Origin of the sequence: Pseudomonas sp. MIL19, assembly GCF_028680365.1 — a bacterium.
In the GTDB taxonomy this organism is placed as follows: domain Bacteria; phylum Pseudomonadota; class Gammaproteobacteria; order Pseudomonadales; family Pseudomonadaceae; genus Aquipseudomonas; species Aquipseudomonas spirodelae.
Genome location: NZ_JAPPVG010000017.1, coordinates 34427 through 54189 on the forward strand (window position 1 = coordinate 34427; position 19763 = coordinate 54189).

Sequence of the window (19763 nt, forward strand, 5' to 3'; positions counted from 1 at the left end):
CAGTGGGGACCGCGAGGTCCCCGCTTGCTAACCCGATAGGTGTCAAATGGCAGGCGCAAAAGAGATTCGCAGCAAGATTGCGAGCATCAAAAGCACGCAGAAGATCACCAGCGCCATGGAAAAGGTGGCGGTCAGCAAAATGCGCAGAGCACAAATGCGCATGGCTGCTAGCCGTCCCTACGCGGAGCGTATCCGTCAGGTGATTGGTCATCTGGCCAACGCCAACCCGGAATACCGTCACCCGTTCATGATCGAGCGCAATGTTAAGCGCGTCGGTTATGTGGTGGTGAGCTCGGACCGTGGTCTGTGTGGTGGTCTGAACACCAACCTGTTCAAGGCTCTGGTCAAAGACATGGCGAGCAATCGCGAGCAAGGCGTGGAGATTGATCTCTGCGTTGTTGGCAGCAAAGGCGCGGCGTTCTTCCGCAACTTTGGTGGCAACATCGTTGCTGCGATCAGCCACCTGGGCGAAGAACCATCGATCAATGATCTGATTGGTAGCGTCAAGGTAATGCTCGATGCCTACCTCGATGGTCGCATCGATCGTTTGTCCGTGGTCTCGAACAAGTTCATCAATACCATGACGCAAAAGCCGACAGTGGAGCAGTTGATTCCGCTGGTGGCCGATCCGGATAAAGAACTCAAGCACCACTGGGATTACCTGTACGAACCCGACGCCAAAGAGCTGCTGGACGGCTTGATGGTGCGTTACGTGGAGTCGCAGGTGTACCAGGCAGTGGTTGAGAACAACGCGGCTGAACAAGCGGCCCGGATGATCGCGATGAAAAACGCCACCGATAACGCTGGCGATATCATCAAAGACCTGCAGTTGGTTTACAACAAAGCACGTCAGGCAGCGATTACCCAGGAAATTTCGGAAATCGTCGGCGGCGCTGCCGCGGTTTAAGCACGGTTCAAATATTCAGAGGAACCAAAGATGAGTAGCGGACGTATCGTTCAAATCATCGGCGCCGTTATCGACGTGGAATTCCCGCGTGATCAAGTGCCGAATGTTTATGAAGCGCTGAAAGTAGTCGGCGCCGAAACCACTCTTGAAGTTCAGCAGCAGCTGGGCGACGGCGTGGTACGTACCATTGCAATGGGTTCGACCGAAGGCCTCAAGCGTGGCCTGAATGTCGGCAGCACTGGCGCAGGTATCCAGGTACCGGTTGGGGTGAAAACTCTGGGCCGTATCATGGACGTGCTGGGCAACCCAATCGACGAGGCTGGCCCGATTGGCGAAGAAGAGCGTTGGGGCATTCACCGTCCTGCGCCAACCTACGCCGAACAAGCTGGCTCCAACGAGCTGCTGGAAACCGGCATCAAGGTTATCGACCTGGTCTGCCCGTTCGCCAAGGGCGGTAAAGTCGGTCTGTTCGGTGGTGCCGGTGTAGGCAAAACCGTAAACATGATGGAACTGATCCGTAACATCGCCATCGAGCACAGCGGTTATTCCGTGTTCGCCGGTGTGGGTGAGCGTACTCGTGAGGGTAACGACTTCTACCACGAGATGAAGGACTCCAACGTTCTCGACAAGGTAGCCCTGGTTTACGGTCAGATGAACGAGCCACCAGGCAACCGTCTGCGCGTAGCACTGACCGGCCTGACCATGGCCGAGAAGTTCCGTGACGAAGGCCGTGATGTGCTGTTCTTCGTGGACAACATCTACCGTTACACCTTGGCCGGTACTGAAGTATCCGCACTGCTGGGCCGTATGCCTTCCGCAGTGGGTTATCAGCCGACCCTGGCCGAAGAAATGGGCGTTCTGCAAGAGCGTATTACTTCGACCAAGACCGGTTCGATCACCTCGATCCAGGCCGTCTACGTTCCTGCGGACGACTTGACCGACCCAAGCCCGGCGACCACCTTCGCCCACTTGGACGCCACCGTTGTACTGTCCCGTGACATCGCCTCCCTGGGTATCTACCCAGCGGTCGATCCACTCGACTCGACGTCGCGCCAGCTGGACCCGATGGTTATCGGTCAGGAGCACTACGACACCGCTCGCGGCGTTCAGTACGTGCTGCAGCGCTACAAAGAGCTGAAGGACATCATCGCGATTCTGGGTATGGACGAACTGTCCGAAACAGATAAGCAGCTGGTATCCCGTGCTCGTAAGATCCAGCGCTTCCTGTCCCAGCCGTTCTTCGTGGCCGAAGTCTTCACCGGTTCGCCAGGTAAGTACGTCTCCCTGAAGGACACCATCGCTGGTTTCAGCGGTATTCTGAAAGGTGACTACGATCACTTGCCAGAGCAGGCGTTCTACATGGTTGGCAGCATCGAAGAAGCTGTCGAGAAAGCGAAGAAACTGTAATCACCCGTGCGCTCGGTAACGGGCGCTTACGGTCTGTTTGCCCACCTCATCGTGTGCAAACAGATCGATAGTGAGGTTAGACATGGCTATGACAGTCCATTGCGACATCGTCAGCGCAGAAGGCGAGATCTTCTCCGGTCTGGTCGAGATGGTGATTGCGCACGGCAACCTGGGTGATATCGGTATCGCTCCAGGCCACGCGCCGCTGATCACCGACCTCAAGCCGGGTCCGATTCGTCTGGTCAAGCTGGGTGGCGAATCCGAGGTGTTCTACATCTCTGGTGGCTTCCTGGAAGTCCAGCCGAGCATGATCAAAGTGCTCGCCGATACCGTGCAGCGTGCTGCCGATATCGATGAAGCTGCTGCTCAGCTGGCCCTGCAGGCTGCTGAGAAAGCCTTGAATGAGAAAGGTGCGGAGTTCGACTACGGTTCCGCCGCCGCTCACTTGGCTGAGGTCGCGGCTCAGCTGCGTACCGTTCAGCAGTTGCGCAAGAAGTTCGGCGGTTAATTTCGCTGCTTCATCGCAAACGAGTAAAAGGGTAGCCTTGGCTACCCTTTTTCTTGCCTGTCATTTCATCTTTTCAGTTGGTTGTGTCGTGGAGTTATCCACAGGGAACAACCGGCGCTTGCCCAGGACCCTCTTCTATGTCGCTCGATATCGTCATCCTCGCCGCCGGCCAAGGCACCCGTATGCGTTCGGCCTTGCCCAAAGTGCTGCACCCGGTTGCCGGTAAAGCCATGCTCGGTCATGTCATCGACACGGCTCGCCAGCTAAAGCCGAACGGCATACATGTGGTGATCGGGCATGGCGCGGAATTGGTGCGCGAGCGATTGGCGGCGGATGATCTGAATTTCGTCCTGCAAACCGAACAACTCGGCACCGGCCATGCCGTAGCCCAGGCGCTACCGGCCTTGAGCGCCGAGCGCGTGCTGATTCTCTATGGCGACGTACCGCTGATCGAAGTTGAAACCCTGCAGCGTCTGTTGCAACAGGTCAGCGAGCAGCAGCTTGGGTTGCTGACGGTCAATCTGAACGACCCAACCGGTTACGGCCGCATCGTCCGTGATGCCGCTGGCGTGGTGAAGGCCATTGTCGAGCACAAGGACGCCAGCACCGAACAACGGAAAATCAGCGAAGGCAACACCGGCATCCTCGCCGTACCGGGGAAGAAACTGGGCGATTGGCTCGGTCGTCTGTCCAACAGCAACGCCCAGGGTGAGTACTACCTGACAGACGTAATCGCCATGGCCGTAGCCGATGGCCTGGTGGTCGCCACCGAACAGGCGGCTGACGAGATGGAAGTGCTGGGCGCCAACGATCGCATCCAGCTTTCGCAGCTGGAGCGTCACTACCAGTACCGCGCGGCGCGCCGTTTAATGCTGCAAGGTGTGACCTTGATCGACCCGGCGCGTTTCGATTTGCGCGGCGAAGTCACGGTTGGTCGCGATGTCACCATCGATATAAACGTAATCCTCGAAGGCCAGGTGGTCATTGAAGATGGCGTGCAGATCGGCCCGAATTGCGTGATCAAGAACAGCACATTGCGCACAGGTGCCATTGTCAAAGCCAACAGTCATCTGGAAGGTGCCGAAGTGGGCGAGGGCGCCGATTGCGGGCCGTTCGCCCGTTTGCGTCCGGGTTCCGTGTTGGGTGCCAAGGCCCATGTGGGTAACTTCGTCGAGTTAAAGAATGCCAAGTTGGGTGAAGGCGCCAAAGCTGGCCATCTTAGCTATCTGGGTGATGCGGAAATCGGCGCACGGACCAATATCGGCGCCGGTACCATCACCTGCAATTACGATGGCGCCAACAAGTTCAAAACCGTGCTGGGCGAAGACGTGTTTATCGGCTCCAACAGCGCCTTGGTGGCCCCGGTGACACTCGGTGATCGTGCGACCACTGGTGCAGGTTCGGTGATTACCAGCGACGTACCGGATAACACTCTGGCGGTCGGCCGCGCCAAGCAGCGCAATATCGAAGGCTGGAAGCGCCCAACCAAGAAGTGAGGCGGACGTAGGATGGGTCGGGCCGCGTAGGTTGAGCGCAGCGATACCCATGCTGCCTGATGATGGGTTACGCCTGTGGCTAACCCATCCTACGGCTATTCATCACTTTCCTGCTTGACGCAAAAGCTTCGTTAGGTTTTGATTCGCACCGCTATCTTTCGAATCGAAACCTTTAATGTCGAAACGCAATACGCCACAACGTCGCCACACCATTCTTGCTTTGCTCGCCGAGCAAGGTGAAGTGAGTGTCGACGCCCTGTCGAAAGCCTTCGCCACCTCTGAAGTGACCATTCGAAAAGACCTCGCGGCGCTTGAAAAGAGCGGCCTGCTGTTGCGTCGCTACGGTGGTGCGGTGCCCATGCCGCAGGAGCTGATCAGCGACGTTCAGCCGATCTCGCAGTACAAACAGGCCATCGCCCGTGCTGGTGTGGCGCGCATTCGCGAGCACGCACGAATCATCATCGACAGTGGCACCACCACGGCGGCAATGATCCCGCAGCTGGGCTATAAACCTGGCTTGGTGGTGATGACCAACTCACTGAATGTCGCCCGTGCCATCAGCGAACTGGAGCATGAGCCCATACTGCTGATGACCGGCGGTACCTGGGATCCGCATTCCGAATCCTTCCAGGGCCAAGTGGCCGAGCAAGTGCTGCGTTCCTATGATTTCGATCAGCTGTTTATTGGTGCTGATGGCATCGATCTGAACCGTGGCACCACCACCTTTAATGAGCTGCTCGGGCTTAGCCGGGTGATGGCGGAGGTGGCCCGCGAAGTGGTGGTGATGGTCGAGAGCGATAAGATCGGCCGCAAGATTCCCAACCTGGAGCTGCCCTGGGGCGGCATCCATACCCTGATTACTGACGAGCGCCTGGATAACCAGGCCCGTGAACAATTGACAGCGCGTGGGATCAAGCTGATCTGCGCCAGCGTCGAGGCTTAAGGAGAAGTTTATGTGTGGCATCGTAGGCGCAGTCGCCGAACGTAATATCACTGCCGTGCTGGTTGAAGGCCTCAAGCGCCTGGAATACCGCGGTTACGACAGCGCCGGTGTGGCGTTGCTTAACGATCAGGGCGAACTGCACCGCAGTCGCCGTGTCGGCAAGGTCAGTGAGTTGGAAGCGGCACTCCGCCAGGAGCCGCTGGCGGGTCGCCTGGGTATCGCCCACACCCGTTGGGCCACCCACGGTGCGCCAAGCGAACGTAATGCCCACCCGCATTTCTCCGGCAGTGAACTGGCAGTGGTGCACAACGGCATTATCGAGAACCACGAAGAACTGCGTGTTCAGCTCAAGGGCCTCGGTTACTCGTTCAGCTCCGACACCGACACCGAAGTGATCGTCCATCTGCTCGATCACACCCTCAAATCTCAGCCTGATTTGACCGCCGCGCTCAAACTGGCGGTTAAGCAATTGCACGGCGCTTACGGCCTGGCGGTTATCAGTGCCAAGCAGCCTGACCGTCTTATCGCGGCGCGTAGCGGTAGCCCGTTGGTGATTGGTTTGGGCCTGGGTGAGAACTTCCTCGCTTCCGATCAGTTGGCCCTGCGTCAGGTCACCGACCGCTTTATGTATCTGGAAGAAGGTGACATCGCCGAAATCCAGCGCGACAGCGTACAGATTTGGGACGCCTCCGGTGAGCTTGTGACGCGCGAGAGCGTGCAATACCACGAGGGTGCGGAAGCCGCCGACAAGGGCGAGTACCGCCACTTTATGCTCAAGGAAATCCACGAGCAGCCCAAGGTCGTGCAGCGCACCTTGGAAAGCCGTCTGGGCACTGATCATGTCTTGGTGCAGGCGTTCGGCCCGCAGGCCGCCGAGCTGTTCGCCAAGGTACGCAACGTGCAGATTGTCGCTTGCGGCACCAGCTACCACGCCGGTATGGTCGCGCGTTATTGGTTGGAAGGCCTGGCCGGGATTCCCTGCCAAATCGAAGTGGCCAGCGAGTTCCGTTACCGTAAAGTGGTGGTGCAGCCGGATACCCTGTTTGTCAGCATCTCTCAGTCCGGCGAAACCGCCGACACCCTGGCTGCCCTGCGCAATGCCAAGGAGCATGCACCCGGCCAGGGTGGCTATCTGGCCAGTTTGGCGATCTGCAACGTTGGTATCAGCTCGCTGGTGCGTGAGTCCGATCTGACCCTGCTGACCCAAGCCGGCCCGGAAATCGGCGTAGCCTCAACCAAGGCCTTCACCACCCAGTTGGTCGCGTTGATGCTGCTGACCCTGTCCCTCGGTCAGGTGCGCGGCACCCTGGATAAAACCCTGGAAGCCGAGCTGGTGGAAGAGCTGCGTCGCTTGCCGACCCGCCTTGGTGAAGCCTTGGCCATGGACAGCGTGGTGGAGAAGGTCTCCGAGTTGTTCGCTGAGAAGCACCACAGCCTGTTCCTCGGCCGTGGCGCGCAGTACCCGGTGGCCATGGAAGGTGCGCTCAAACTCAAGGAAATCTCCTATATTCACGCCGAAGCCTACCCGGCTGGCGAGCTCAAGCATGGCCCGTTGGCGTTGGTCGACAGCGACATGCCGGTGGTGACCGTGGCGCCGAACAACGAACTGCTGGAAAAGCTCAAATCCAACCTGCAGGAAGTCCGCGCCCGTGGCGGCGAGCTGCTGGTGTTTGCCGACGAGCAGGCGGGCATGAGCAATGGCGAGGGCACCCATGTGGTGAACATGCCGCATATCCACGATGCCCTGGCACCGATTCTCTACACTATTCCGCTGCAGCTGCTGTCCTATTACGTGGCCGTACTCAAGGGCACCGACGTCGACCAACCGCGTAATCTGGCGAAATCGGTAACGGTTGAATAAGCAGGGGCGAGCTGATGAAACGTGAAGATATAAAGAATAAGCAGGCTCAGGGTGGAGTCTTTGATACGCATATCATCGTCAACCCGGCCAATACCCGGGAATGGATTGTGATGTTGAAGAAAGGCGCAGGCACCAGCTTCTTTCTGGTTGATGACCAGGAGCAGGTGGAGTCCTTCGCTGACCTCAATGGTTTGATCGAAGAGCTGCGGTTACTGGGGATCAAGGCTGCGGAGATTCATCTCTAGCAGCCTGTTAATCGTCCGCTGACCTGAACAGGTGGCGATGCTCGGCGTTGTATAGCGCCGAGTCGGCGAACTGTTCGGCGTGCAGCACACGGCCGACGAGGATCAGTGCAGTACGGCGAAAGCCCTTGGCGCGCACCTGTTCTTCGATGGTGGCGAGCGTGCCGCTGACCCAATCCTGGTCCGGCCAGCTGGCGCGATGTACCACGGCAATCGGGCAATCCGCGCCGTAATGCGGCAGCAGCTCAGTGACGATCTTGCTCAGGTGCACCACGCCCAGGTGGATAGCCATGGTCGCGCCGTGACGGGCCAGGTCGCCCAGCGCCTCGCCCTCGGGCATATTCGATTTGCTCGCGTAGCGCGTGAGAATCAGTGTCTGCGACACCTGGGGCAGGGTCAGCTCGCTTTCCAGCAGGGCGGCGCAAGCAGCGGTCGCCGTAACGCCGGGAATGATCTGGAAGGGAATTTCCAGCCGACGCAGGTGGCGGATCTGTTCGCCAATCGCGCCATATAGCGACGGGTCGCCGGAATGCACGCGGGCCACGTCCTGGCCTTTGCTGTGCGCCTGGGCAATCAGCTCGATAATTTCATCCAGGTGCAGCTCAGCCGTGTTCACCACCTGCTCAGCGTTATGGCCTTCCAGCACCGCTGCCGGCACCAGCGAGCCGGCGTAGAGAATTACCGGGCAGCTGCGTAGCAGGCGCTGGCCTTTGACGGTGATCAGCTCGGGGTCGCCGGGGCCGGCACCGATAAAGTAGACGGTCATGACACATCCTTGGGTGCAATCGACGCCAGCGCGCAGGTGGCACTGGCGTTGCGGGTTTTTTCGCCAAGCAGTCGGGCCGGTTGGCCGCCCAGGCGTTCGGCCAGCGCCAGGGCGCAGGGTTCCGCGACTGCCGGGCTGCCGGTGGCGGCCAGGGTAATCGGCGAGCTTTGCACGTCTGGTTGATAGGGCTGCAGTTCTGCCGAGTTGAAAAGGCTCAGCTGCAGGCCGAGGCGATTGGCCAGTGCCTGCAGACCCGGCTCGTCACGCTTGTGCGCGATGCTCGCCAGCCCCGCCAAGTTATCCACAGTCAGGCCATGTGCCTGCAAGCTGTGCAGCAGCAGGCTGAGCAAATCTTCCATACTGCAGCCGCTGCGACAGCCGAGCCCGGCGACCACTTGAATAGCGGCGGGGCAATTATCGACAGGGCTGGGCATGATCTACGGCGCTCGGTTTCTGCGGCGGCGTAGCTGATCATGGCGGCTCTTAGCGGTCAACCGTGATTGACCGGCCGTCATGGTCTGCGTAGCCTTGGCGCGTTCGAGGTTCTTCGCGGCTCTGCCGCTGAAGCTAAGAGGGAACAAGGTGAATGCCTTGGCTGCCCCCGCAACTGTGAACGGTCGAAAGCCCTTCGATACACCACTGCCGCAGGCGGGAAGGTGAAGGGTCGCGCAGCGCGCAGATCGTGAGCCAGGAGACCTGCCTCGTCACGCTTTCGACAACCGGGCGGGGTGATCCGGTGGTGTTGGCTGACGCCCCGTGGCTGTCATGTCTGTGCCGCCTCCTGCTCGTCTTTCTTTCGACGTCACGCAGGACTCGCCATGCAAACCCTCGGCAAACTTCCCGTCACCATCGTCACCGGCTTTCTCGGTGCCGGTAAAACCACCTTGCTGCGCCACATGCTGGAAAACGCGGGCGGTCGGCGTATCGCGGTGATCGTCAACGAGTTCGGCGAGCTGGGTATTGATGGCGAAATCCTCAAGCAGTGCTCCATCGGTTGCAGCGAAGAAGAGGCTAATGGCCGCGTCTATGAGCTGGCCAACGGTTGCCTGTGTTGCACCGTGCAGGAAGAGTTCTTCCCGGTGATGCGCGAGTTAGTGGCGCGCCGTGGTGAACTCGACCATATCCTGATTGAAACCTCCGGCCTGGCCCTGCCCAAGCCGCTGGTGCAGGCGTTCAACTGGCCGGAAATCCGTAACGCCTGCACCGTTGATGCGGTGATCACCGTGGTCGACAGCCCAGCCGTGGCCGCCGGTACCTTCGCCGCTTTCCCTGACCAGGTCGATCAGCAGCGCAAGCTTGACCCAAACCTCGACCACGAATCGCCGCTGCATGAGCTGTTCGCAGATCAGTTGGCCAGCGCTGACCTGGTGATCCTCAATAAAGCCGACTTGCTCGACGCCGCCGCCCTGGCGGCGGTGCGCGCCGAAGTGGCGGAAGAGTTGCCGCCGGCAGTGAAAATCATCGAAGCCCATGGCGGTGAACTGCCGCTGAACGTGCTGTTGGGCCTCAACTGCGAAACCGAGCTGCACATCGAAGGCCGCAAGACCCACCATGACCTGGAAGGCCATGAAGAGCACGATCACGACGAATTCGACTCGTTCCACGTGGAACTACCGGAGGCCGAGGAAGCACGCTTGCTGGGCGCATTGAAGGACGCAGTAGCCAAGCATGGCGTCCTGCGCATCAAGGGTTTCGCGGCGATTCCCGGCAAACCGATGCGTTTGTTGCTGCAAGGTGTTGGCCAGCGCTTCGACAAACACTTCGACCGCGCCTGGCAGGCTGACGAAGTGCGGGTCAGCCGCTTGATCGTGATTGGTCAGCATCTTGATCAGGCTGTCATCAGCGCTGAATTGCAGGCGGCATTGGCGAACTAAGCCCCCATGCATCTAATCCGCACCCAGCCCGGCAGCCAAGTACCGGTCGACAGCATCGCCGACCTCGGCCAGACACCGGCCGAGCTGGTGATTCTCTGCACCGGCGATTCACAGTTGTCGCTGTTGGCTGAGGTGGCGCGGCAGTTACCCGAGGATTATCCCAGCCTGCGTCTGGCCAGCCCGGCGCAGTTGAGCAATCACGCCTCGGTGGACCTCTATGTCGAGCAGGTGCTGCAACACGCCAAGGTGATCCTGATTGCCGTGCACGGCGGCGTCAGTTACTGGCGCTACGGCATCGAGCGTTTGGTTGAGCTGGCCGAGCGCGGTGCGCGGGTGATCATGGTGCCCGGCTGCGACAATCCCGACCCTGAGCTGATGGGCTTGAGCACTGTACCGCTGGCTGAGGCCGAGCGGCTCTGGCAGTTCCTCCGTCAGGGCGGCGCGCAGAATGCGCGGCAGCTGTTCAATTGCATCGCCAGCCAGTGGCTGCAGCGTGACTATGTCTGGGGCGAGCCGCAGCTGTTGCCGCGCGTGGGCCTCTATCACCCGCAGCAGGCCCGCGCGGTTTTGGCCGACTGGCAGGCTAATTGGCAAGCGACTGCGCCGGTGGTGGCGCTGCTGTTTTATCGCACTCAAGTGCAGGCGGCGAACACCGGCTTTATCGATGTGTTCTGTCAGCGCCTGCAGGCTCAAGGCCTCAACCCGCTGCCGATTGCCGTGGCCAGCCTCAAGGAGGCCGCCTGCCTGGCCCAGGTCGAAACCTGGCTGGACGACACCGGCACGGCGCTGATCATCAACACCACCGCGTTCGCCTTATCCAACCCGGAAGCACCGAGCGAGCGACCTTTCCGCCGCGATATCCCGGTACTGCAAGCCATTTGCTCGCTGGATAACCATGAGCAATGGCAAGCCAGCGCCCAAGGTCTGGGCTCGCGCGACCTGGCCATGCATGTCGTGTTGCCCGAGCTGGATGGCCGCCTGATTACCCAGCCGATCAGCTTCAAGGGCCTGGCCTGGCGCAGTGAGCGCAGCCAGAGCGATGTGGTGTGTTATCAGCCGCATTTAGCGGGAATGGATTTTGTCGCTGAGCTGGCGCGCAACTGGATCGCCCTGGCCGACAAGGCCAACGCCGACAAGCGCATCGCTCTGGTGCTGGCCAACTACCCGACTCGCGATGGGCGCATCGGCAATGGCGTTGGCTTGGATACCCCGGCGGCGGCGCTGAATATCCTCAAGGCGCTGCAACAGCAGGGCTACCCGGTTGCAGGGTTGCCCGACAGCGGCACCGCGCTGATCCACCAGCTGCTCGGCGGCGTGACCAATGATCTGGACAGCCTCGACGCACGACCCTGCGCGCAGAGCCTGGCGCTGGATGAGTACCTGGCGTTTTTCCACAGTCTGCCGGCGGCCAACCAGCAGGCGGTGCGTGAACGCTGGGGCGGACCGGAACGTGATCCGATGTTCCGAGGAGGGCGGTTGATGATCGCCGGCCTGCGCTTCGGCCTGACTTTTGTCGGCATCCAGCCGGCGCGTGGTTATCAGCTGGATGCAGCGGCGGTGTATCACGACCCCGATCTGGTGCCGCCGCACGGCTACTTGGCGTTTTACTGCTGGTTGCGCAGAGTTTTTGCTGCCGATGCCGTGATCCACGTCGGCAAGCACGGCAACCTGGAATGGCTGCCGGGCAAGAGCGTCGGCCTGTCGGAACAATGCTGGCCGAGCGCGATTCTTGGTCCGCTGCCGAATATCTACCCGTTTATCGTCAATGATCCGGGTGAGGGCGCGCAGGCCAAGCGGCGCACCCAGGCGGTGATCATCGACCACCTGATGCCACCGCTGACCCGCGCCGAAAGCTACGGCCCGCTGCGTGATCTGGAGCGTCTGGCCGACGAGTATTACGAGGCCAGCCAGCTCGATCTGCGCCGCGCCGCCGAACTGCGTGGCGAGATTCTGCTCAAGGTGCGCGAGGCCAGTCTGGATCGCGAACTGGGCCTGCAACTTAACGAAGATCCCAATAGCTGGCTGCCGCAGCTCGACGCCTATTTATGCGATTTGAAGGAATCGCAGATCCGCGATGGCCTGCATGTATTTGGCGAATCACCGGCCGGCACGCTGCGCCGCGATACCTTGCTGGCGCTGCTGCGCATTCCCCGTGGCGATGGCCAGGGCGGCAATGCCAGCCTGCTGCGCGCCTTGGCCAGCGATCTGCAGCTGGGCTTCGACCCGCTCGACTGCGATATGGCCGCGCCCTGGCTGGGCCCGCGTCCGGCGCTGTTGGCTGGGTTAAGCGATGAGGCCTGGCGCAGTGCCGGCGATACCCGCGAGCTTTTGGAGCTGTTGGCCCTGCGCCTGATTGAGTCAGCGGATGTCGAAGCCGTGGGCGGGCAAAGTCGCCAAGTACTGCAGCGTTTGCGTGAGCAGATTGCGCCACTGCTGGATGCCTGCGGCGATGCCGAGATGCACGGTTTGTTATCGGCGCTGAGCGGGCGGTTTGTCCCAGCTGGGCCGAGTGGCGCGCCGAGTCGCGGGCGTCTGGATGTACTGCCCACTGGGCGCAATTTCTACAGCGTTGATGTGCGCAACCTGCCCACGCCGACGGCCTGGCGCATCGGTGTGCAAGCGGCGGATCGTCTGCTTGAACGGCATTTGCAGGATCACGGCGACCACCTGCGCCAGCTCGGCCTGTCGATGTGGGGCACGGCGACCATGCGCACCGGCGGTGATGACATGGCCCAAGCCCTGGCGCTGATGGGCGTGCGCCCGGTGTGGCAGGCCGGCAGCCAGCGCGTTGAACGCTTCGAGGTGCTGCCGTTGACGCAACTTGGCCGCCCTCGCGTGGACGTGACCTTGCGCGTTTCCGGGTTCTTCCGCGATGCCTTCAGCAACCTGATTCGGCTGTTCGATGATGCCGTGCAGGCGGTGGTTGATCTCGACGAGCCGGAGGACATGAACCCGCTGTCGGCGCGGGTCTGGCGTGAATCGCTTACCCTGCAGGACAGCGGCCTGGACGAAGCCGAGGCGCGCAAACAGGCGGGCTGGCGAGTGTTCGGCTCCAAGCCGGGGGCTTATGGCGCAGGCGTGCAGAACGCCATCGAAGAACGCCTGTGGCAAACCCGCGAGGACCTGGCCGAGGTCTACCTGAACTGGGGCGGCTACGCCTACGGCAAACACAGCGAAGGCACCCCGGCGCGGGCGCAGTTCGCCGAGCGTCTGGAGCAGATGCAGGCGGTGCTGCACAACCAGGACAACCGCGAACACGACATCCTCGACTCCAACGACTACTACCAGTTTCAGGGCGGCATGCTCGCGGCGGTGGAAACCCTGCGCGGCGCCAAGGTGGCCAGCTACCACGGCGACAACAGCCAGCCGGATACCCCGCGCATCCGCACCTTGAAGGAAGAGCTCAACCGCGTGGTGCGCGCCCGCGCGGCCAACCCCAAGTGGATCGAGGGCATGAAGCGCCACGGCTACAAAGGCGCGTTCGAGTTAGCGGCGACCATCGACTATCTGTTCGCCTTCGACGCCACCAGCGAACTGGTCGACGACCACCAGTACGCGCTGCTCACCGATGCCTATCTGCTCGACAAAAGCACCCGCGACTTTATCCAGCAGCACAACCCTGGCGCCCTACAGGACATCATCGAACGCTTGCTCGAAGCCCAACAGAGGGGCCTCTGGCAGGAGCCGGGCGAGTACCGCGAGACCCTGGAAAACCTGCTGATCGACAGCGAAGAGTCTTAAAAAACCTCGCGGCTAAAGCCCCTCCCACGGAGCAGCTAGTTCTGTGGGAGGGGCTTTAGCCGCGAACCGGTTGGGTTAAACCAGATCGCGCATGCGTACGGCGGCGTTGACCAGCATGCGTTCGGTGCCGTCCCAGCCGAGGCAAGCATCGGTGATCGACACGCCGTAGCGCAGTTCGCCGCCGAGGCTTTGCGCACCATCGAACAAGTGGCTTTCGATCATCACCGCGCGCAGGGCCGTGTCGCCGGCCAGGCGTTGATCGAGCATGCTGCGTAGCACCTCGGGCTGGCGCAGTGGGTTTTTGCCGCTGTTGGCGTGGCTGCAGTCGACCATGATCCGTGGCGTTATGCCTTGGCGCTCCAGCTCGGCGCGCGCGGTGGCGATGCTGGCAGCGTCGTAGTTCGGCCCGCCATGGCCGCCGCGCAGCACTAGATGGGTGTCCGGGTTGCCGTGGGTCTGTACCAGCGCCGGGCGGCCGTGACCATCGACGCCGAAGTGCTGATGGGCATACGCCGCGGAGCGCATGGCGTCGCAGGCGATACCGAGGCTGCCATCGGTGCCGTTCTTGAAGCCCACTGGCATCTCAAGGCCGCTGACCAGCTCGCGGTGTACTTGGGATTCGCTGGTGCGTGCGCCAATCGCCGCCCAGCCGAGCAGGTCGTCGAAGTAGCCGGCCACCAGCGGTTGCAGAATTTCACTGGCCAGCGGTAGGCCCAGTTCCAGCAGGCGCAGCATCAGCTGCCGCGAGCGCCGCAATCCTTCAGTCATGTCGCCGCTGCCATCCAGCCCCGGGTCGTACACCAGCCCCTTCCAGCCCACCGTGGTGCGCGGTTTTTCGACGTAGGCGCGCATCACCAGCAGCAGGCGATCACCTACCCGTTGGCTGAGGGCGGCCAGGCGCTCAGCGTATTCGAGTACGGCGGCATCGTCGTGCAGGGAGCAGGGGCCAACGACTACCAGCAGGCGCGGGTCGTGACCGTCGAGAATGGCGCGGATGGCCTGGCGTTGTTGCTGCACCTGGCGCGCCAGAGCGGCAGAGAGGGGCAGCTGTTCGCGCAACTGGGCGGCGCTGGGCAGTGGCGAGGTCTGGCGGCGGGTCTTTGTTTCGACCAGGTGCAGATCGGCGGATTTAGCGGTGGAGCTGGTGTTAATGGCTACGGACATGCTGGTTTCCTCGGCCGGCGCGGACGTTACCGCGCGCGGCGTGCTAACTGGGGCGATGGGGTGTTCGATTGAGCGGTTGCGCGGCGCAGCCGCTGGTAAATCGCCAGTCGTAGCGGTAATAGGTTTGGTAGGTGATGCAGTTGATATAGGCGGTCATGCTGAAATCCTCTGTGCAAAATATGTGAGCCGGAAAAACAAAACCCCCGGTCGGGAGGCCGACCGGGGGTTTCGAGAAACTGTCTGGTGGCGACCCTGAGTTGCTAGGGCGCCTGTGGGGTATCAGGCGCGCCTATGGCTAAACCAATACCCATAAAAATACGCAGCGGCCGCCATCACAGACGCCTGGGCACGCGCGATGACGATGCAGGCTGCATCGAGGCGAGTGCTGTTCAGGATCAGGGTTGGCGACATGGAAAGCTCCGTTGAATGGTCCTGAAGGTAATTCAGGGGGCGGGGCGATTGCAAGCCCTAGGCGCGCGCTAAAGCGCTTGCCGAGGGTTTTTACTCAGGTGTAGATAATGTTTTTTTCATCCGTTCTGCACTGACGTATGCCGCATTTCGTTCGCTGATGCCTGGGGTTAGCGCCTGAGTTTCGCCACGCGCCCGCCTTGCCCAACCGCCGGCCATAGCAGAACAGCGCAATGGGATTCGACGACCCGCTGTTACAATGCCGGCCTTTGCCCAGCCGGATTGCGCCATGACCGATACCGCCCATTTCCCTCTCGCCGCTGTGGTCGGCGCAGACGACCTGAAACTGGCGCTGTGCCTGGCGGCGATTGATCCGGCGATTGGTGGCGTGCTGATCGAAGGCCCGCGCGGCATGGCTAAATCGACCCTGGCCCGTGGCTTGGCCGACCTGCTGGCCAGTGGCACCTTTGTCACCTTGCCCTTGGGCGCGAGTGAGGAGCGCATCGTCGGTACCCTCGATCTGGATGCTGCGCTGGGCGAGGGCCGCGCGCAGTTTTCCCCCGGCCTGTTGGCCAAGGCCAATGGCGGCGTGCTGTATGTCGATGAGGTCAACCTGCTGCCCGATCACCTGGTTGATCTGCTGCTGGATGCCGCCGCCAGTGGGGTCAACCATATCGAGCGCGACGGCATCTCCCATCGGCACGCCGCGCGCTTTATGTTGATCGGCACCATGAACGCGGAAGAAGGCGAGTTGCGCCCGCAACTGCTGGATCGCTTCGGCCTTAACCTGGCTATGGATGCGCAGCCGCAACCGGCGCAGCGTGCCGAAATTGTCCGCCGCCGCCTGGCCTTCGATGCCGACCCGCAGGCCTTTCTGCAGCGCTGGCAGACCCAGCAGGATGAGCTAAGCGAACGCTGCCAGAGCGCCCGTGCGCGGCTGGCGGCAATTCCGCTGGATGACGCTGCATTGGAGCAAATCAGCCAGCGCTGCTTTGCTGCTGCGGTCGATGGTTTGCGCGCCGATCTGGTCTGGCTGCGCGCGGCTCGGGCCCATGCCGCCTGGCGTGGCGTCGAGCAGATTGCGGCCGAGGATATAGACGCAGTCGCGGACTTTGTTCTGCGCCACCGTCGCCGTCACAATCCGCCGCCAGCCGCGCAGCCGCCACACTCTCAGCCCGAATCTCAGGCAAACAACAGCGCGTCCAGCGAACAGCCACAAGCGCCGCAAGGCGAAGGCCAGTGGGGCGAATTACCCGCCCAAGTGCAAAGCGCAGGCGTTCGGCGTGAACCGCCACGCTGGACAAAAAAGCCCTAAGCATCCGCCCGCGCACAGCCTCAGGCGCGGATGCCCGGGCCGCTCCCGGCACACTCGGCAATGGTCGCCACGGTGCCAGTCGCAGTGGTGCGATAGGTGGTATCGACTGGCCGGCGAGCCTGCTTAAAGGGCGTCCGCGTACTCGACAGGATCTCGTATTGCGCCCGCGCAGCGCCAAGCCGGCTGAACTTTGGCTGGTAATCGTCGATGCCTCAGCCTCGACCCGCCGGCATGGCGCGCTAAGCAAAGCCAAGGGCTTGCTCAGTGAAGTGTTCGAGCAGGCACGCCGGCAACGTGCGCGGCTGGCCTTGCTGCACGCCACCGGCCGCCAGGCGCAATGGTTGTGGCAGGGTCAGAAAGCCTCTCAGGCGTTGCAACAATGGCTCGCCGAGCTGGGCGCAGGCGGCGGTACGCCGTTGCTTGCCGCCTTACAGCAGGCCGCCGACTGGCAGGCGCGGCGGCAGCGCTTACACCCAGGCGAAACTCAGCGGTTGTTGATCATCACCGATGGCCGTCTGCGCGACTGGCCGGCGTTAGCGCCAAGTGTCTGCCCGGCGCTGCTGGTGGACATTGAAAGCGCGCCGATCCGCCTCGGCCGCGCCCGCCAACTGGCCGCTGAGCTGGGCGCCGATTACCGACATATCGATTCGCTGCCGCTGTTAGCTGGCAGCCTGGAGACAGCCTTATGAAAACCCTGTTGATAATCGGCATCGGTGCCGGCGACCCGGACTACCTGACCGTGCAGGCGATCAACGCGCTGAACCGCACGGACGTATTCTTCCTGATGGACAAGGGCAACGCCAAGGACAGCCTGATCGGCCTGCGCAAGACCATCTGCGAGCGCTTTATCCAGGGCCGCGACTACCGCTTTGCCAGCGCCGAGTGCCCGGAGCGGGTGCGCGATGTGCCGGACTATCACGGCAGTGTGGTCGACCTGAATCAGGACAAGCAGCAGGTGTTCGAGGGTATGATTCGCGAGCAGATGAGCGATGGCGAAACCGGGGCTTTCCTGGTCTGGGGCGACCCGGCGCTGTACGACAGCACCCTGCGCATCGTCGAACAGATCGTCGCCAACAGCAGTCAGCAGATCGAATACGAAGTCATCCCCGGCATCACCAGCCTGCAAGCCTTGGCGGCCAAGCATAAGGTCTGCTTTAACAGCATCGGCCAGGCCTTCCAGATCACCCCGGCGCGGCGCCTGGCTGAAGGCGGCTTTCCCGAGGGCGTGGACAGCGTACTGGTGATGCTCGACGCCCAGGACACCTATCAGCGCTTTGTCGACCAGCCCATGCATATCTATTGGGGCGCGTATATCGGCACTCCGGACGAAGTGCTGATCGCCGGCCCGCTAAGCGAAGTCGCCGACACCATCCGCATCCGCCGCGCGCAGCTGCGCGAACAGCATGGCTGGATTATGGATAGTTATTTGCTGCGCAAGCTCGGCGCTTAAACCGGCCGATAAACGCGCCGTCTGTCCTGCATACCAGCAACAACTGGCCGGATCACCCTTGAGGCCGTAAAATCCGCGGCCCTTGTTATCTCGCCACGCCTTACAGGGCATGGCTTTTGGGCCATTTATGAAAGTACAACGTCTACGCACCGATGTCCTGGCTGGGCTGACCACCTCGTTCGCCCTGGTGCCCGAGTGCATCGCCTTCGCCCTGGTCGCCCAGCTCAACCCGCTGATGGGGCTCTACGGCGCCTTTATCATCTGCACCCTGACTGCCCTGTTTGGCGGGCGGCCGGGCATGGTGTCTGGTGCTGCCGGATCGATGGCCGTGGTTATCATCGCGCTGGTGGTGCAACACGGCGCGCAGTACCTGCTCGCTACCGTGTTGCTTGGCGGATTGCTGATGATCGCCTTCGGCCTGCTGCGCCTGGGCAAGCTGATCCGCATGGTGCCGCACTCGGTGATGCTCGGCTTCGTCAACGGCCTGGCGATCATCATTGCCCTGGCCCAACTGGAGCATTTCAAGGAGGGTGAGGCCTGGCTCAGCGGCCATGCGCTATATCTGATGCTCGGGCTGGTGGCGCTGACCATGGCCATCGTCTACCTGCTGCCGCGCCTGACCCGCAGCGTGCCGCCAGCGCTGGTGGCGATTCTCGGTGTGGGCCTGGCGGTTTACCTGCTCGGCCTGCCGACCCACACCCTGGGCGATATGGCGCAGATTGCCGGCGGCCTGCCGGAGTTTGCCTTGCCTCAAGTGCCCTGGACCCTGGAAACCCTGCGCATCATCGCCCCCTACGCGATCTTGATGGCCTTGGTCGGCCTGCTGGAAACCCTGCTGACCCTGAACCTGACCGACGAGATCACCGAGAGCCGTGGCTACCCGGACCGTGAGTGCGTGACCCTGGGCGCGGCCAATATGGCCTCCGGGTTGTTCGGCGGCATGGGCGGCTGCGCGATGATCGGGCAGACCGTGATCAACCTCAGCTCCGGCGGGCGTGGCCGCCTTTCTGGCGTGGTGGCCGGGGTGATGATCCTGCTGTTCGTGCTGTTTCTCTCGCCGCTGATCGAGCGTATCCCGCTGGCTGCGTTGGTTGGGGTGATGTTCGTGGTGTCGCAGCAGACCTTCGCCTGGGCCTCGCTGCGGGTGCTGCACAAGGTGCCGCGCAACGATGTGTTGGTGATCATCGCCGTGACCACCATCACCGTGTTCACCGACCTGGCCACCGCCGTGCTCTGCGGCATCATCATCGCCGCGCTCAACTTCGCCTGGCAGCACGCCCGCGAACTCTACGCCGAGAGCCATCTGCAGGCCGACGGCAGCAAACTCTACAGCCTGCACGGCACGCTGTTCTTCGCCTCGACCACGGCCTTTCTCAACCAGTTCGACCCGGCCAATGACCCGGCCGAGGTCACCCTGGACTGTCGGCACCTGAGCTTTGTCGACTACTCGGCCATCGCCGCGCTAAAAACCCTGCGCGAACGCTACAGCAAAGCCGGCAAACACCTGCGCGTACTGCACCTGTCCGAACGCTGCAAGCAACTGCTTAAACGCTCGGGTACGCATCAGGATTGATGCTCGTAGGATGGGTTGAGCGCAGCGATACCCATCGCTGTGCCCTACCCAATATCTATGTCACGTCAAAATCCCTGATGGGTATCGCTGCGCTCAACCCATCCTACA

General features: G+C 61.8%; 17 protein-coding genes and 1 riboswitch. Of the genes, 13 read left to right on the forward strand and 4 right to left on the reverse strand.

The window, feature by feature from the left end; genetic code table 11:
• Positions 1–46 precede the first annotated feature (46 nt).
• The 7 genes from atpG (at position 47) to N1078_RS12685 (ending at position 7367) form a co-directional block, all read left to right on the forward strand.
• Entirely contained in the window at positions 47–907 is an 861-nt protein-coding gene (gene atpG / locus N1078_RS12655) for a F0F1 ATP synthase subunit gamma (protein WP_274088527.1), read from the forward strand.
• A gap of 30 nt (positions 908–937) precedes the next feature.
• Complete coding sequence (gene atpD / locus N1078_RS12660; RefSeq protein ID WP_274088528.1) at positions 938–2314, forward strand: F0F1 ATP synthase subunit beta; 1377 nt, start codon at positions 938–940, stop codon at positions 2312–2314.
• 82 nt (positions 2315–2396) lie between these two features.
• Entirely contained in the window at positions 2397–2822 is a 426-nt protein-coding gene (locus N1078_RS12665; protein WP_274088529.1) for a F0F1 ATP synthase subunit epsilon, read from the forward strand.
• 137 nt (positions 2823–2959) lie between these two features.
• A complete protein-coding gene (gene glmU / locus N1078_RS12670; protein WP_274088530.1) occupies positions 2960–4318 on the forward strand; it encodes a bifunctional UDP-N-acetylglucosamine diphosphorylase/glucosamine-1-phosphate N-acetyltransferase GlmU in 1359 nt (452 codons plus the stop codon).
• 175 nt (positions 4319–4493) lie between these two features.
• Complete coding sequence (locus tag N1078_RS12675; protein ID WP_274088531.1) at positions 4494–5261, forward strand: DeoR/GlpR family DNA-binding transcription regulator; 768 nt, start codon at positions 4494–4496, stop codon at positions 5259–5261.
• A 10-nt stretch (positions 5262–5271) separates the two neighbouring features.
• A complete protein-coding gene (glmS, locus tag N1078_RS12680) occupies positions 5272–7122 on the forward strand; it encodes a glutamine--fructose-6-phosphate transaminase (isomerizing) (protein WP_274088532.1) in 1851 nt (616 codons plus the stop codon).
• A gap of 14 nt (positions 7123–7136) precedes the next feature.
• On the forward strand, positions 7137–7367 hold the full coding sequence (locus N1078_RS12685; RefSeq protein ID WP_274088533.1) for a hypothetical protein: 231 nt from the start codon (positions 7137–7139) through the stop codon (positions 7365–7367).
• Between the two features lie 7 nt (positions 7368–7374).
• On the opposite strand, the gene cobM is transcribed toward N1078_RS12685, so the two are convergent.
• On the reverse strand, positions 7375–8130 hold the full coding sequence (cobM, locus tag N1078_RS12690; RefSeq protein ID WP_274088534.1) for a precorrin-4 C(11)-methyltransferase: 756 nt from the start codon (positions 8128–8130) through the stop codon (positions 7375–7377).
• Positions 8127–8564 (reverse strand): cobalamin biosynthesis protein, encoded by a 438-nt coding sequence (locus tag N1078_RS12695; RefSeq protein WP_274088535.1) that lies wholly within the window; start codon positions 8562–8564, stop codon positions 8127–8129. Before N1078_RS12695 ends, cobM begins: the two co-directional genes overlap by 4 nt.
• Before the next feature lie 89 nt (positions 8565–8653).
• Positions 8654–8847, forward strand: a riboswitch (cobalamin riboswitch).
• A gap of 101 nt (positions 8848–8948) precedes the next feature.
• On the opposite strand from N1078_RS12695, the gene cobW reads away from it, so the two are divergent.
• Together cobW and cobN are read left to right on the forward strand one after the other, a co-directional pair.
• Positions 8949–10004, forward strand: a complete 1056-nt coding sequence (cobW, locus tag N1078_RS12700) for a cobalamin biosynthesis protein CobW (RefSeq protein WP_274088536.1) — start codon at positions 8949–8951, stop codon at positions 10002–10004.
• 6 nt (positions 10005–10010) lie between these two features.
• Positions 10011–13745, forward strand: coding sequence for a cobaltochelatase subunit CobN (gene cobN, locus N1078_RS12705; protein ID WP_274088537.1), 3735 nt, complete (start codon positions 10011–10013; stop codon positions 13743–13745).
• A 75-nt stretch (positions 13746–13820) separates the two neighbouring features.
• Here cobN and N1078_RS12710 read toward each other — a convergent pair whose 3' ends face one another.
• The gene (locus N1078_RS12710; protein WP_411912054.1) at positions 13821–14897 is read right to left on the reverse strand and encodes a 3-deoxy-7-phosphoheptulonate synthase; all 1077 of its coding nucleotides are present in this window, start codon (positions 14895–14897) and stop codon (positions 13821–13823) included.
• Between the two features lie 291 nt (positions 14898–15188).
• Positions 15189–15320: a hypothetical protein gene (locus tag N1078_RS12715; protein ID WP_274088539.1), complete on the reverse strand. Its 132-nt coding sequence runs from the start codon at positions 15318–15320 to the stop codon at positions 15189–15191.
• A 286-nt stretch (positions 15321–15606) separates the two neighbouring features.
• On the opposite strand from N1078_RS12715, the gene N1078_RS12720 reads away from it, so the two are divergent.
• The 4 genes from N1078_RS12720 (at position 15607) to N1078_RS12735 (ending at position 19655) form a co-directional block, all read left to right on the forward strand.
• On the forward strand, positions 15607–16632 hold the full coding sequence (locus tag N1078_RS12720; RefSeq protein ID WP_274088540.1) for an ATP-binding protein: 1026 nt from the start codon (positions 15607–15609) through the stop codon (positions 16630–16632).
• 2 nt (positions 16633–16634) lie between these two features.
• Positions 16635–17321, forward strand: coding sequence for a vWA domain-containing protein (locus tag N1078_RS12725; RefSeq protein WP_274088558.1), 687 nt, complete (start codon positions 16635–16637; stop codon positions 17319–17321).
• Positions 17318–18082 (forward strand): precorrin-6A synthase (deacetylating), encoded by a 765-nt coding sequence (gene cobF / locus N1078_RS12730; protein ID WP_274088541.1) that lies wholly within the window; start codon positions 17318–17320, stop codon positions 18080–18082. Before N1078_RS12725 ends, cobF begins: the two co-directional genes overlap by 4 nt.
• A gap of 127 nt (positions 18083–18209) precedes the next feature.
• A complete protein-coding gene (locus N1078_RS12735) occupies positions 18210–19655 on the forward strand; it encodes a SulP family inorganic anion transporter (protein WP_274088542.1) in 1446 nt (481 codons plus the stop codon).
• Positions 19656–19763: the final 108 nt, after the last annotated feature.

Excerpts from the sequence above, each read along its gene's own strand:
- N1078_RS12675 (WP_274088531.1), top strand. The coding sequence starts at position 4,494 with ATGTCGAAACGCAATACGCCACAACGTCGCCACACCATTCTTGCTTTG.
- N1078_RS12720 (WP_274088540.1), top strand. The coding sequence starts at position 15,607 with ATGACCGATACCGCCCATTTCCCTCTCGCCGCTGTGGTCGGCGCAGAC.
- cobF (WP_274088541.1), top strand. The coding sequence starts at position 17,318 with ATGAAAACCCTGTTGATAATCGGCATCGGTGCCGGCGACCCGGACTAC.
- atpG (WP_274088527.1), top strand. The coding sequence starts at position 47 with ATGGCAGGCGCAAAAGAGATTCGCAGCAAGATTGCGAGCATCAAAAGC.
- cobM (WP_274088534.1), bottom strand. The coding sequence starts at position 8,130 with ATGACCGTCTACTTTATCGGTGCCGGCCCCGGCGACCCCGAGCTGATC.
- N1078_RS12695 (WP_274088535.1), bottom strand. The coding sequence starts at position 8,564 with ATGCCCAGCCCTGTCGATAATTGCCCCGCCGCTATTCAAGTGGTCGCC.
- glmU (WP_274088530.1), top strand. The coding sequence starts at position 2,960 with ATGTCGCTCGATATCGTCATCCTCGCCGCCGGCCAAGGCACCCGTATG.
- N1078_RS12715 (WP_274088539.1), bottom strand. The coding sequence starts at position 15,320 with ATGTCGCCAACCCTGATCCTGAACAGCACTCGCCTCGATGCAGCCTGC.
- N1078_RS12665 (WP_274088529.1), top strand. The coding sequence starts at position 2,397 with ATGGCTATGACAGTCCATTGCGACATCGTCAGCGCAGAAGGCGAGATC.
- glmS (WP_274088532.1), top strand. The coding sequence starts at position 5,272 with ATGTGTGGCATCGTAGGCGCAGTCGCCGAACGTAATATCACTGCCGTG.
- N1078_RS12735 (WP_274088542.1), top strand. The coding sequence starts at position 18,210 with ATGAAAGTACAACGTCTACGCACCGATGTCCTGGCTGGGCTGACCACC.
- cobW (WP_274088536.1), top strand. The coding sequence starts at position 8,949 with ATGCAAACCCTCGGCAAACTTCCCGTCACCATCGTCACCGGCTTTCTC.
- cobN (WP_274088537.1), top strand. The coding sequence starts at position 10,011 with ATGCATCTAATCCGCACCCAGCCCGGCAGCCAAGTACCGGTCGACAGC.
- N1078_RS12685 (WP_274088533.1), top strand. The coding sequence starts at position 7,137 with ATGAAACGTGAAGATATAAAGAATAAGCAGGCTCAGGGTGGAGTCTTT.
- atpD (WP_274088528.1), top strand. The coding sequence starts at position 938 with ATGAGTAGCGGACGTATCGTTCAAATCATCGGCGCCGTTATCGACGTG.